The organism is Paenibacillus sp. FSL H7-0323, from assembly GCF_038002725.1.
Classification (GTDB): Bacteria; Bacillota; Bacilli; order Paenibacillales; family Paenibacillaceae; genus Paenibacillus_AQ; species Paenibacillus_AQ odorifer.
Genome location: NZ_JBBODB010000001.1, coordinates 5,481,788 through 5,495,142, shown reverse-complemented (window position 1 = coordinate 5,495,142; position 13,355 = coordinate 5,481,788). Strand labels below are relative to the sequence as shown.

General features: G+C 45.2%; 14 protein-coding genes and 2 riboswitches. Of the genes, 3 read left to right on the top strand and 11 right to left on the bottom strand.

What is annotated here, in order from left to right:
- Positions 1 to 10: 10 nt before the first annotated feature.
- The 4 genes from kdpB to MHH89_RS24730 all read right to left on the bottom strand — a co-directional run bounded on the left by kdpB (position 11) and on the right by MHH89_RS24730 (position 4,370).
- On the bottom strand, positions 11 to 2,044 hold the full coding sequence (gene kdpB, locus MHH89_RS24740) for a potassium-transporting ATPase subunit KdpB (RefSeq protein WP_341088383.1): 2,034 nt from the start codon (positions 2,042 to 2,044) through the stop codon (positions 11 to 13).
- A gap of 16 nt (positions 2,045 to 2,060) precedes the next feature.
- On the bottom strand, positions 2,061 to 3,737 hold the full coding sequence (kdpA, locus tag MHH89_RS24735; protein WP_076141854.1) for a potassium-transporting ATPase subunit KdpA: 1,677 nt from the start codon (positions 3,735 to 3,737) through the stop codon (positions 2,061 to 2,063).
- Positions 3,738 to 3,749: 12 nt separating this feature from the next.
- The gene (kdpF, locus tag MHH89_RS31380) at positions 3,750 to 3,827 is read right to left on the bottom strand and encodes a K(+)-transporting ATPase subunit F (protein WP_076101420.1); all 78 of its coding nucleotides are present in this window, start codon (positions 3,825 to 3,827) and stop codon (positions 3,750 to 3,752) included.
- 126 nt (positions 3,828 to 3,953) lie between these two features.
- On the bottom strand, positions 3,954 to 4,370 hold the full coding sequence (locus MHH89_RS24730) for a hypothetical protein (RefSeq protein WP_341088382.1): 417 nt from the start codon (positions 4,368 to 4,370) through the stop codon (positions 3,954 to 3,956).
- Between the two features lie 250 nt (positions 4,371 to 4,620).
- A riboswitch (cyclic di-AMP (ydaO/yuaA leader) is annotated at positions 4,621 to 4,810 on the bottom strand.
- 419 nt (positions 4,811 to 5,229) lie between these two features.
- Positions 5,230 to 5,394, top strand: a riboswitch (cyclic di-AMP (ydaO/yuaA leader).
- 68 nt (positions 5,395 to 5,462) lie between these two features.
- Between MHH89_RS24730 and MHH89_RS24725 the strand changes: the two genes are divergently transcribed.
- The 3 genes from MHH89_RS24725 to MHH89_RS24715 are packed head-to-tail and all read left to right on the top strand — an operon-like array spanning position 5,463 to position 7,046.
- A complete protein-coding gene (locus MHH89_RS24725) occupies positions 5,463 to 6,017 on the top strand; it encodes a hypothetical protein (RefSeq protein WP_076124474.1) in 555 nt (184 codons plus the stop codon).
- Positions 6,018 to 6,031: 14 nt separating this feature from the next.
- On the top strand, positions 6,032 to 6,553 hold the full coding sequence (locus tag MHH89_RS24720; protein WP_076282510.1) for a hypothetical protein: 522 nt from the start codon (positions 6,032 to 6,034) through the stop codon (positions 6,551 to 6,553).
- A gap of 40 nt (positions 6,554 to 6,593) precedes the next feature.
- Positions 6,594 to 7,046, top strand: coding sequence for a hypothetical protein (locus MHH89_RS24715; RefSeq protein ID WP_341088380.1), 453 nt, complete (start codon positions 6,594 to 6,596; stop codon positions 7,044 to 7,046).
- A 464-nt stretch (positions 7,047 to 7,510) separates the two neighbouring features.
- On the opposite strand, the gene MHH89_RS24710 is transcribed toward MHH89_RS24715, so the two are convergent.
- The 7 genes from MHH89_RS24710 to MHH89_RS24680 form a co-directional block, all read right to left on the bottom strand.
- Complete coding sequence (locus tag MHH89_RS24710) at positions 7,511 to 7,702, bottom strand: hypothetical protein (protein WP_312150298.1); 192 nt, start codon at positions 7,700 to 7,702, stop codon at positions 7,511 to 7,513.
- A gap of 31 nt (positions 7,703 to 7,733) precedes the next feature.
- Positions 7,734 to 9,014, bottom strand: coding sequence for an ABC transporter permease (locus MHH89_RS24705; RefSeq protein ID WP_076124479.1), 1,281 nt, complete (start codon positions 9,012 to 9,014; stop codon positions 7,734 to 7,736).
- Positions 9,007 to 9,909 carry an ABC transporter ATP-binding protein gene (locus tag MHH89_RS24700; protein ID WP_036676693.1) on the bottom strand — a complete coding sequence of 301 codons (903 nt, stop codon included), beginning with the start codon at positions 9,907 to 9,909 and terminating at the stop codon, positions 9,007 to 9,009. Before MHH89_RS24700 ends, MHH89_RS24705 begins: the two co-directional genes overlap by 8 nt.
- A 4-nt stretch (positions 9,910 to 9,913) precedes the next feature.
- Entirely contained in the window at positions 9,914 to 10,843 is a 930-nt protein-coding gene (locus MHH89_RS24695; protein WP_076124480.1) for an ATP-binding cassette domain-containing protein, read from the bottom strand.
- Between the two features lie 18 nt (positions 10,844 to 10,861).
- Positions 10,862 to 11,257: a GntR family transcriptional regulator gene (locus MHH89_RS24690; protein WP_076124482.1), complete on the bottom strand. Its 396-nt coding sequence runs from the start codon at positions 11,255 to 11,257 to the stop codon at positions 10,862 to 10,864.
- Positions 11,258 to 11,318: 61 nt separating this feature from the next.
- Positions 11,319 to 12,047, bottom strand: a complete 729-nt coding sequence (locus tag MHH89_RS24685; RefSeq protein WP_076124484.1) for a hypothetical protein — start codon at positions 12,045 to 12,047, stop codon at positions 11,319 to 11,321.
- An 833-nt stretch (positions 12,048 to 12,880) separates the two neighbouring features.
- Positions 12,881 to 13,345 carry a DUF420 domain-containing protein gene (locus MHH89_RS24680; protein ID WP_076124485.1) on the bottom strand — a complete coding sequence of 155 codons (465 nt, stop codon included), beginning with the start codon at positions 13,343 to 13,345 and terminating at the stop codon, positions 12,881 to 12,883.
- Positions 13,346 to 13,355 lie beyond the last annotated feature (10 nt).

The following is a 13,355-nucleotide window of genomic DNA, read 5'->3' as shown; positions in this document are numbered from 1 at the left end:
CAATCCGTTGTTAAATCCATACACTTACGAGCAAATCAATAAGCTTGATGCCCGCAAAAGGAACGACTACTCCACCTAAACCATAGATAAAAATATTACGTCCCAGCAGCTTCGTAGAACTCATCGCTTTATACGAGACACCTTTCATAGCCAATGGGATCAGCAGCGGAATAATAATCGCATTAAATATTAATGCAGATATAATTGCCGAGCTAGGTGAACCCAATCCCATGACATTCAGGGCTTCCATTTCAGGAATGGCGAGCATGAACATTGCCGGAATAATTGCGAAGTATTTAGCGATATCATTCGCAATACTGAACGTTGTCAACGCGCCCCGCGTCATCAGTAGCTGTTTACCAATAGCTACAACCTCAATGATCTTCGAGGGATCGGAGTCCAGATCAACCATGTTTGCTGCTTCCTTAGCGGCTGTAGTCCCACTGTTCATCGCTAAGCCCACATCAGCTTGGGCAAGGGCAGGTGCGTCATTCGTACCATCACCAGTCATTGCCACCAGCTTGCCTTCGTTCTGCTCACGGCGGATAACCGCTATTTTATCCTCAGGTGTACTCTCTGCAATAAAATCATCTACCCCTGCTTCACGGGCAATAGTAGCTGCGGTCAGCGGATTGTCCCCTGTACACATGATAGTCTTGATTCCCATTTTTCGCAGCTCATCAAACCGCTCTTTCATGCCTGGCTTAACCGTATCCTTTAAGTAAATAAGTCCATAAATCCGGTTGTCTACCGCAACAGCAAGCGGGGTCCCCCCCATCCGAGCGATAGCATCGGAATTACTGTCGAGGTTCGCGGGAATGACTCCGCCCTTCGACTGTACCCATTTCTTCACGGAATCGACTGCCCCTTTACGAACAGATCGTCCATCAAAGAGATCTATACCACTCATCCGGGTCTCAGCCTTAAACTCTACGAACTCTCCGCCTTCAGCAAGTTTGCTGTCATAGCTGCGCTCCAGCTTCTTAGCCAGCTCAATAACCGAACGTCCTTCCGGAGTCTCATCCTTTAGCGAACTAATAGCTGCCCAAGCCGTAAGCTCAGCTTCCGTTTCATCTCCAACAGGCACAAAATCACTCGCCATCCGGTTTCCGAAAGTAATCGTACCGGTCTTATCTAGAATCATTGTATTAATGTCGCCGGCAGCTTCAACGGCCTTCCCTGACATAGCAAGGACATTAAACTGTGTGACGCGGTCCATCCCTGCTATCCCGATAGCGGAGAGCAGTCCCCCGATTGTGGTCGGGATCAGACAGACCAGCAAGGCGATCATAACAGGAATATCTAGATCAACGCCCAGATAAGTCGCAATTGGCCGCAAGGTCACTACTACAATCAGGAAAATCAACGTCAGACTGATCAAGAGTGTATTTAGTGCAATTTCATTGGGTGTCTTTTGACGTTTCGCCCCTTCAACGAGGGAGATCATCCGATCCAGGAATGACTCACCGGGATCACTGGTAATTTTGACTTTAATCTCATCACTGACTACCCGGGTGCCGCCTGTGACTGAGCCAAAATCTCCGCCGGCTTCCTTAATAACAGGTGCAGATTCACCTGTAATTGCAGATTCATCTACGGAGGCCAGCCCTTCAATTACTTCACCATCGCCAGGGATAAGTTCTCCCTGACTGACGATGACAATATCTCCTTTACGAAGCTCGGAAGAAGAAACGGTCTTCACAGACCCTCCAACGAGTTTGTTAGCTGTGATATCCTGTTTCGTTTTCTTGAGTGAATCCGCCTGGGCTTTCCCGCGGCCTTCAGCCAGCGCTTCAGCGAAGTTGGCAAACAGCACTGTGAATAGCAGAATGAACAACACTGTGATATTGAAGCCTACCGATTTCTCTGCATTAAAATATCCGGGGGCCAGTACCATAAGCAATACAATAATCGTACCGATTTCGACTACGAACATGACCGGATTTTTAATTAACGTCACCGGGTTAAGCTTAATAAAGCTATCCTTTACAGCGCTTAGGAGTATGGGTCCCGTCAGCAGCTTTTTTCTTTTTACAGTACTCATCTTGTTCTCCCTCTTCCTACCGTAAGGTCAAATATTCTGCAATCGGGCCGAGCACAATGACTGGCAGAAACGTCAGAGCCCCGATAATTACAACGGTACCAATCAGAATTCCGGTGAACAGACCATTGTCTGTGCGGAATGTGCCAATCGTCTCAGGAACTGGCTTCTTCTGGATCAGTGAGCCTGCAACTGCCAGCATCGCGATTATAGAGACATAACGGCCAAGCAGCATTACGATCCCGGTTGTAACATTCCAAAAGGTGGTGTTGTCCGCAAGCCCTTCAAATCCTGAACCATTGTTCGCGGCAGAAGAGACATATTCATATAACACTTGGCTAAGTCCATGGAATCCGGGATTCGTGATGGAACCGTTGCCCAAGTCCGTTAAGAACGCACCTGCTGTTGGTACAAGGATAATGAATGGATGCACTAGGATAGCAATCGCAATTAGCTTCATCTCCTTGGCTTCTATCTTTCGCCCGAGAAACTCTGGTGTTCTGCCAACCATTAGTCCACATAAGAAGACACCCATGATGGCATACATCAGCATATTGATTAGTCCGACACCTTTTCCCCCGAAGACGTTGTTGAGCATCATTAGGGCCAGAGGGGTAATGCCACCCAGCGGTGTCAGCGTATCATGCATATTGTTAACACTACCTGTCGTAGCTGCCGTTGTTACCGAAGTGAACAGCGAAGATTGCGGGATACCAAAACGTACCTCTTTACCTTCCATGCTGCCTTGCGAAGACTCGATCCCCAGCGCATTGATAGCTGGATTGCCTTTGGTTTCCGCATAATAATTCAATCCCAGCAGTAATACGAACAAGGTCATCATTGCTGTGAAAATCACCCAGCCCTGACGTTTGTTCTTAGCGAACAATCCGTACATATATGGCAAAGAGGCTGGCAGCATCCACATAGAGAGAATCTCCAGAACGTTCGTAAGTGGATTAGGGTTCTCAAAAGGATGTGCTGAATTGGCTCCGAAGAAGCCGCCACCATTCGTACCTAAGTGTTTAATTGATTCCAAAGAAGCGACTGGACCGATAGCGATTTGTTGCGTCTGCCCTTCAAGTGTAGTGACCTCAAGCGATGGCTTGAGCGTTTGTGGCACATGCAATCCTACCAGCACCAATGAAACTAGCAGAGCTAATGGAATGAATACACGAATATGTGCTTTTACGAAGTCCTCGAAAAAGTTCCCGACTGATTTCTGTCCTGTAATCCCTCTGACAAAAGCAACCGCAACAGAAAATCCGCTCGCTGCAGACGTGAACATCATCATCGTGATGACTGCCATTTGTGAAAAATACGATAGTCCCGTCTCCCCGCTATAATGCTGCAGGTTCGTATTGGTCATAAAGCTGATCACCGTATTGAATGAAAGCGTCTGTTCCATATCGGCAATTCCATTCGGGTTCAGCGGCAATCCCCGCTGTAATCTTAGAAAAATATAACTGAAAGCAACCAGTACGATATTAGTTAAAACAAAGCTGAGTGCATACTTCTTCCAGGACATTCCGTCCCGTTTTTTCAGGCCGATCAGCTTATAAATACCTTTCTCTGTGCCTGCAAACCAGCGATCCGTACGATTCGGTTCGTTAGAAAATACATGATATAAATACGTTCCCATCGGCTTGACCAGCAAGATGAGAATTACAATTACGACGACTATTTGCAAAATGCCCATGAATGCCCCTCCTTAAAATTTCTCAGGATGAATCAACGCGTAAACCAGATATATAAACAACAGTAGGGTAACAGCGATTACTAGAATCACAGCTTATCCCTCCCCGTATCCTCAACTACACCTGCGCACCAGCGCATAAAACCATAAAATAACCCGTAAATTACAGCTAACGAAGCCACCATATACAGATCCATCATATCTTCCGCACTCCTTCCATTATCCTTGATGAGGTGATCTATCGATTAGAAAATCAGCATCACCACTATGGGAATAGATTACATAGCTCGCACCAAGTCTTTTATAGACCAATCTAGGATTTATTGAACTTGTAATCACAAAAATCGGCTGTGTCGTCCAGGTACGGCACATCTGAATATAGCGGCAGCAAAGCGGAAAGCTGCTCTCAAACAGATATACCCTGCCTACCGGGAACGATGGGCGAAACCAAGTGTTCTGATGGCGGGTATCCACTAGAATAACCTGCTCAATCCCGAGCTCCTCAAGTAAAGCTTTCTCAGCCACATTGTTGGTTAATCCCGCCATCTTAATACCCCTGAACTTCAGAAGTTTAATGAAATGTTCTCCCGCCTTTGTAGGCGCACATACAAGCACATATTCATTCTGATCCGTCATCTTTTTTCTCCTCCTGCTCATTTACAACAAGGAGGCAACGAAAATCTCCGAAAGGATGTTGACCTATCGTCATTTTCGGGCACAACCTAAAGCTCGGTTGTGTCACGTCATTAGACGCTGCCTTACAAATACCGCTAATGATGAATTTAGCGACCTCTTAGGGGAGGCCTCCATAAATGCTTTGCTTCTAAGAGCACAGCAAAAAGCCACAAAGGATCTCCTCTGTGGCTCGCTAGCGGTCACATTGCACTCATCCTCTCTCCATACGCTTACGAGGTTAGCTGTCGGATTCGGGCGGTGAGAGTCGCCCTACCTGTATAGATGCGAGCTCACTCGCACCCTCTACAGGATTCACCCCATAATCGGCTTCCGACTCTCACATCGGCTGCCGATTGTTGGTTCCCCCGCTTTCCTTACCGGAAATTAAGCGGATCAAATATTCGATTGTCGTTGAAACAGGAGTAATCATACTCTTATGCACGAAGACTTGTAAAACCTGAATGATGCCAAAATAATGCAAATTAAAAACTATTTTCCCATTAGATAGCGCTTACTTGATATCTAATCTCTCTATATCTCTTGTTTACTCGAGTTTGGAGCGTTTAATCGCTATCTATAACCCATGTGATTTTATTCACCTTTTTAGAGCGAAAATACTGCAAATTCCCATTATAGGTAGAAACGCAAGAAGCTGAGGCTGAGCGAGAAAGAGGCGCGATAACACGCCATAAATACCTATTTACCTCGTTTTTCAGTCGTAGTCGGCAGGATATGGTTAAAATTGCTCTAAAAGAACATTTTCCGTTTTTTACAGAAAATCTTGAAAAGAGTATGATTCGGGTTGAATCTAATTCATGAAAAACAATCAACGCTGAGTTCCTGCATTCGCAGGGAACGGGGGAACCATCAGGCCACCTGGCCTACTTGGGGTGAATCCAAAGGAGACTGCATAAGTCTCAATAGGTAGGGCGACTCTCACCGTCCGAATCCGACAGCTAACCTCGTAAGCGTAAAGAGAGAGACCCTTGATCCGCCACGCTTTGGCCCAGGTATATCTGCCTGTAATCCAAAACCGCAGCAGAGGTCCTCCTCTTGCTGCGGTTTTTGCGTTACCTAAGCTTATTAGGTGATAGCACGCTGGATGGGGTGAATGTTTTGAAGCACTATTATTTAGGGATACATCAAGGGCTGCTTGAGCCGATAAGTCTAAATTACGTTTGTTTCGGGGCCTTGTGGTTCGAAGAACATAATCACAGGTACATTGTAGGCTATGCATTTGGCCAGAACCAGATCCAAGCCCTTCGCCAGTTCAGCACACCTTCTTCTTGTAAAGACTGTTTAGACTCTAAGATTGTATATGAGATATATAAAAAAATTCGAGAACAACAGCAGCAGCAGGATTGGTCATCACACCAAAAGCTCCCGTGGTTTACAGCCTTCAAGGAGCCTTGGAAAGATGTAAGCGCCGGTTGGTATGTCTTGAGATCCCGCAGCACCTTTCCCTTACATCTATCTGTTATACGAAAAGAGAAGTTCCGACTATGGCTAGAGCATACCGCAGTCTGTGAGAATAAAATGGAGATGCTCGCTTGTGTAGAAAAGGCTAGTGTCACTCATCATGTTGACTTAAAGCTTTTGGAAATCTAAGGAGGAACCCTACTATGGACCAGCGCAGACTATCCCGCATTGAAGTATTTGTATTGGATGAACCCGAGCCTATTCACTATGGAATGGAAGGGGCTGAAGGCTGCCGTTATGGTATTCTGAAGCTCACCTGTAGGGGAGGCTGCAGTTGGGGGGCTTGTCTGATCTCTGCCAACACCAAAAATTTCGATCTTATTAAATGGAGTTCTTTTTTACGGGCCATCTGTCATTGCCGTCTTGAAGAAGCGCTGGATAAGGTCCGCCGCGAAGGTTCAGATTGGGAGCAGGTTAAGCTTGAGCTAGTTCAGGGTGCTTTGCAGGATTTAAAGGCCAAGCTCCAGGGTAAATCCTTGGCAGGGCATATTCAGCAAGGGCGTCTGTACAGTGTTGCAGCAGGGGGGAGCAATTCCAGAAGTGAACGGCTCTACTACAAGCCTTCAAAAGCTTTATCCACTGCCTCCCAGCAGAAACACAGTTGCCCGGAACCAGACACCGCCGATCTCATCAATAAATCCATCTCTTACTTTTCTATATTATAGATTCAAGCAAATCTCTCAATCTGAAAGGATCGTGTTCACCATGCCTGACCCCTTACCTCCCGAGTCCACCTACAGTACTAAATTTGCAGAGTGTGTTCAAAAGTATACTAATGAAGTCTACGTACTTAGTTCCATGTTGTTAGAACAATCTAATGAGGCAGACAAGATTACTATCCGCACCTTCATAGAGCTTCATAAAATATATCGTCAGGATGATTTTGATCCTCAGTTATTCTCTATCCACGCTTACCGCACTTGTATTCACCAGTGTGCTGATTCTTTTGCCCGGCGCTCGCTTCTATCGGCTAAGGCATTACCTTGGGAGGAACAGCTTGTGAAGGTATTGTGGTACGGCTTAAAGCTGCCTCTTTCTCAAATAAGCATTATTCTGCAAAAAAGTGTTCCCGCACTGAAAACACAGCTTAGAGCTCTACGGGAGCAGATGACCACCCAAACGGATATACTAACGAGCGCAAATCTTTCTATAATTTAGTCTCTGACTAGAATTCAAACGATCTTTGAGCGCATGAAGCGACTAATGGACTCAGGAGCCTTTAATTGAAGCTTTTCCACAAATATGGCCGGCGTTCGGACTCCAGTAGAAATCCCGAGCGATGAACGTCTTGGATCGTCTTAAAGCAAGCCCTAATCATCTTCCACCAAGACAAGCCTTACGGACCCAGATGACGTTACTTGCACGTTTATCGCCTTTTGAGCATAGTATCGGACTCCAGTGCAACTATTTGGTTAAAAGAGCTACTAATTCACCCTTTTTCATGCCAATAGCGACTATAGTGTCCGATATCTTGCTAAATCTCGATGATTGCTGCATTTAAGTGCTGCTGGGTCCGTTAGCTATATCAGCTCGTATACAAAGAGATTGCCAACTCAAAAACGGGGATATCCCAGCAACCATAAACGGCTGTTAGGATACCCCCGAAAACTCAGTGCTTACTATTACGCTTTACTCTTACGCGCCTTACCGTACATCCACAATCCCGCCAACATCCCCACTATAGCAATACCAGTCAATAGGCCTTGAACGAAATCCATAAAAGTGGAGCCATCCGGAAGCATTCTACTAACCGTAGCCAGCGATACAGAACTCATTAAAAGCATAATGGTATATTGTTCGCTTGTAGACATCATTAGCACTCCTTAAAAGTTATATGAGGTCATCTTAGATCTTGTAAGCTTTCATTGCTTTTCTGATTTCTTTAATACTTGGGCGTTTGCCGTACATCAGTACGCCGGTACGATAGATCTTGGCTGCCAGCCATCCGAAGATGAAGGTAGTCACAAGCAGGATCAGCAGCGATACAATGACTTGCCAGATCGCCACCTCGCCGACACCAATTCGGAGCAGCATCGTCAATGGTGAGGTGAAAGGCACATAACTCGCTATCTTAACCACTAGAGTATCTGCATTGGAGATACTGAACAGTGGAACATAGAACGCTACGAAGCCTAACATCATGATTGGCATTACCGCCTGACCGAGATCCTCCGTACGGCTGACAATCGAACCTACAGCCGCATACATCAAGGCATAGAGGAAGTAACCTAATACGTACAAGACAAATCCATAGAGCAGCAAGTTAATATTGAGCTGGCCTAAATCGAGATCAAAATCAGCCAATACAGTCGCATTATGCGGGAGCGTCAAATTGACGACGATCGCTGCGACAAAGATCCCAATTTGCAATATTCCTACTAGGAAAACACCGATAACTTTACCGAACATTTGCGCTAAAGGTGAGGCACTTGTAATCAGAATCTCCATAATCCGCGAGCTTTTCTCAGAAGTTATCTCAGCAGCAATCATGTTGCCTGTCATCATAATGGACATAAAGAACAACATAAGCATGGCATATACGATAATGTAGTTAATGGCTGGAGTGTCCTCCTGAGAGCTTTCACTGCCACCGCCTGCGTTAAGCTGTTGTGTAGTAATCTGCACAGGCGTTGACATTGCAGCAATCTGTTCAGAGGTCAGCTTGTCGCCAACGATGAATTGTGTGTTTGCTTGCTGAAGTGCATTTTGGAGATAAACTTGCACATCTCCGTTTAGTTCCCCATCATTACTATGATAAGTAACGGGTGGAAGCCCTTCACCAGTAGGTTCCGCAAAAGTAACATAACCTTCTACGGTCTCTTCATCTAATGCTTTCTTTAACTCGGCATCCTCCGCAGAAGCATATTGTACTATCTTAGCCTGTGGCATGCCCTCTGGCGCAGTATAAGCCTTCAACAATTCTGCAACCTGATTTCCCTCTTCAGCAATCACAGCAATTTGAGTAACTTCACTTTTGGCCGAATCACCCTTAAACTGATCGATGATATAGGGAAGATTCATCCCTATGCTGAGCAATAATACTAGAATCAAAGTAGTAATCATAAATGATTTCGTTCTAACTTTATTTTTAAAGGTAAAGCCGATAATTGTCCCCATCTTATTCATTAGATTCACCCACCGCTCTGATAAAGATTTGGTTTAACGTAGGTTCCTTGATTTCAAAATGCTCCACTTCACCCTGTGCTATCGCCTGCTGTAAAATACGCTGTGCTGCACCGATCTCACTGATCGATAACAGATACCCACGCTCCAGCCGTTTAACTGCTGTAACACCTGCGATGGACTCCAAACCTTTTACCTCATTAGCTGTACGCAGCAATACTTCTTCCCGCGGGTAGCCATTCTTGATCGTGCGGATATCCCCTTGAACGACCGTATTGGATCGATCGAGAATCGTAATGTTACGGCATAGCTCTTCCACATGCTCCATCCGGTGCGTAGAGAAGAGGATACTTGTTCCCGAATCACGTAATTCTTTGACCGTATCTTTCAGCAGCTCCACGTTTACTGGATCCAGCCCGCTGAAAGCTTCATCTAGAATCAGAATCTGCGGCTTATGAACGACAGCGGCGATAAAGCCCATTTTTTGCTGATTTCCTTTGGAAAGCTCTTCTATTTTTTTATTGTAATAATCCGGAACCTCGAATCGATCCAGCCAATAGCGCAAGCTCTTATCTGCATCACTAGCTGACATCCCACGCAGGCGGGCCAAGTAAACGATTTGATCGCTGATCTTCACCTTAGGATATAGTCCACGTTCTTCGGGCAGATAACCCATAAGTTGCTGCAGTTCACTGTTGAAAGGTTTTCCATTATACAAAATCTTGCCCTCATCAGGGTAGATTAGGCCGAGCACCATACGCATCGTGGTTGTTTTCCCCGCGCCGTTCGCCCCCAGTAATCCGTAAATTTCCCCTTTACCTACGGTTAGGTTAATTCCGTTTACTGCGGTTTTTTCTCCATATTGCTTAACTACACTTTCCAGCTTTAAGGCTTCCATTTCTCTAGTCCCCTCTCTTGTGGTCAATTAGAATAGGACGATGACCCTGTGTCCATAAACTTAATATTTCGTCCAGTTCCAAACTGCGGCTCTTGATAACCTTTACGCCCAAGTCATGAATGCGTTTCTCGTTTTCAGAAAATTGTTCTATGATAAAAGAAGCTACACCCGGTGTATCCATGGTAAAGTGCAAGCCTCCTGGCAACTCAGCCGATAACTCCGCAAGCTCCTCTTCATCCGCAGCATTCACCCAAACCTCGGTCCAAGCACCGAACAGACTGTCTTTTTCAGCCATACCCAGCAGTTCTCCCCGATGCATAAGGACGATATAATCCGCCAGCCTTCGCACCTCATCCACAATGTGTGTGGAGATGATAATCGTTGCGTTGTGCTCATCCATATATTTACGAAGTGTCTCGATCATAATCTTCCATGCAAAAGGATCAAGACCCGATGAAGGTTCATCCAATAGCAGCAGACTTGGCCGTGCCGCAAGTGCTGCAGCAATTTCGAATTTCCGGCGCTCCCCTTTAGACATCTTCGAAAGTCTCATATGATACGGAACCTCAAAGCGATCCATCAGCTCGTGAAAATACTGATCGTCCCAATTTGGATACCAATACTTCCGAAATCGAGCTGCCTCCTCTGCATTCCAGTGGTTCTCCTCAGTAATTGACGTTTCAGGAACATAGGCAATGGTCTGGCGAAGCTCCAGAGACAACCCGCTATCATACCTGTTCTCGAACCAATATATCTCGCCTTCCTCTGGATTAGTCAGCTGCATCAGCAGATTCAGCAGCGTGCTTTTGCCGGATCCATTCTGACCTACCAAAGCTGTAATATATCCTTTAGGCAGATTCAGGGTCAGTGGCCCTATCGTCTTGTTTCGCCGCCGTTTAAGTACATTCCGCAATTCTATAGCCATCTGTACCATATGAGTAAGCGCCCCCTCTCAATCCTTTTCTCTATACTTGCGTTCTACAATCTCCATAAAAATCTGTTCAAGTTCATCCTTGCTGCAATGTACCGATCGGGCGATATCCACTGCACTTTCAAGTGCTTTGCCAACCGTTTCACGTTTATATTCTTCCATGGCTCCGTCACCTACATGGGATACAAAGGTACCTGTTCCTTGTCGCGTTCGCAGCAAACCTTCGTTCTCCAGATCCTGATATACCCGCCGCACGGTAATTACACTGCATTTCAGATCTCCTGCGAACTCACGAATCGAGGGCAGCAGCGTACCTTCTGTAATGACTCCGCTAATGATTAATGATCTAAGCTGAGTCTCTATTTGATGATAGAGGGGCTCTGCACTATTTTCGTTGATTTGTACCGGTATCCACATTATTTACACCTCGCCTTCCACTCTAGCGTGCTAGAGCGCAGTCCTTGCCATTTCCGATTTTTTATATGAGATTGCGACTTTTCAGCCGATGTATAGTCCATTTAGAGAATAACTGCACAGATATTGTTCCCAGCAGAAGTGACCCCCACATGATCGGAGATAACAGCCCCCACTCCTTCGAATAGGAGATACTGTATAAGAACAAACTGCCTCCGCCCAGTGTAACTAAGAACGATGTTGCCCACGATAAAACTACGATAAGCAATGTTAGCCATAGATAAGCTTTGCCGCTAAAAAGATATTCAATAAAAATATATAGACCTGAGACCATGAATCCGAAGCCGAGCCAAGTAATCGCAAAAGCTATATACGAAGGAACCGCCAGTTCTGCCCGGAAATTCTCTCCTAACAAGTAAATAATAACGAAGAATAACGTACCATTTAGAGTAAAGGAGCCCACACCCTGAAGTTTCCTCCGCGATAATATTACTGCAGCTGGGATCGGTAAAGTTCGTAAGTAAACCAACATTTTTGTGTAAGAGTCTTCACTCCAATATTTCATGGAGCGGCGAGAGAATGTTAATCCCAATAAGGGGATAAAGGAGAGAAATAAGAAATCCGCTAGCATCGTCCGATCCTGCTCACCTAGTACATCATTTGCTATCAGGCTAGTCAGTCCACCAAGATAACTCATAAAAACAACTGTTATTACGAGGGTCCCTAATATTTTTAATTTGTCTCCGCGAAAATCAGAGCGCAACATAAACCATGAATCTTTTAATGTTCTCATTAATGCTAACCTCGCTTTACAATGTCTTCAGCGTCTAGCAGAAGCAGGTGTTCATATCCCTGTGCTTACTGTATATATCTATATACACAGTATATGACCTTGGTTTTTTATTGTCAATCCTGTAACTGGAAATTATTCAAAAGAAATAGGAGGTTTGGTCAACCTCCTACTTCAAGCTTATGAAGACACTCTCAAACGTTAGGTAACGCTTATTTATTGAGATTAAATACAATGAAGGGGAATTGAGGCAGAATGCTACGGGGCGAATGTAACTGGGATAATTGAGTTTATTAGATAATTCATTCTGGAAATGAAGTAGTAAGAGCTCACTCTCTGCTTCTATGCAATGTGTTGGTGTGATGTTCGTTATGGAGGCGAGTGCCGGAGCGGATACTGGTTCAAGTTCGGGCGGGGGTTCGGATATGAGCGACTGCCGGGCGGATTAACATTAGGGAAAAACTCCCTAAAATCTGCCCAACCGAGCTTAGATTATTAGTTTTTAGGGAAATCCTCCCCAAAATTTCAGCTATTACTCCGTTATTGAGCTAAATCCATTCACTTTCAGGGAGGATTTCCCTAATTATGGCCTTTTTTAGCTAATTTCGTGCATTATCAGGGAGGTTTTCCCTAATTGCGTCTTTTTCGAGCTAACTTCGTTCAATTTCAGGACAGATCCCGAAGCTCTACAAACCAAAATAAGCCCATCACCCGCAATCCCTACTCAGGAACATGCAGATATATAGGCTTATTTCATAACTATTTACGGTTCTGCTACTCTAGTGCTGTTCATTCGCTCAACGCACTAAACTCTGTGCTCTATTCAAGCACTTATTTTACGCACCCAAAATAACTTCCCACACCGGCTTGGTGTGTCCACCTGGATACAAAACATACAACAGCACGTACACCATAACGCCTGTAATCGCTGTGATAAACCAGATTATGGATGTCACTCTGCCCCACTTACGGTGCTTGGAATACTTCGCCTTGAAACCAAGTGTTAACGTAGTAAGTCCGAATACCGCAGCTACGGTTGCCAGAACGATATGGAAGATCAAAAACACTTGATAAATTGTCTTCAGTTCATCCGGTCCACCCCATGAGGTATTTCCCACAAACAACGTTCTCGATACGTAAACAATAAAAAACAGCAGCGCAGCGATAGCGGCAGCAATCATCGTTTTCTTATGCGCCTCGCGTTTGCCCTTGATAATGAGCCACCAACCTATAGCCACCAGCACCGCGCTGATCACGATGAATGACGTACTAATAGTCGGAAACACTGTGAAAATATCCATGATTCTCCCC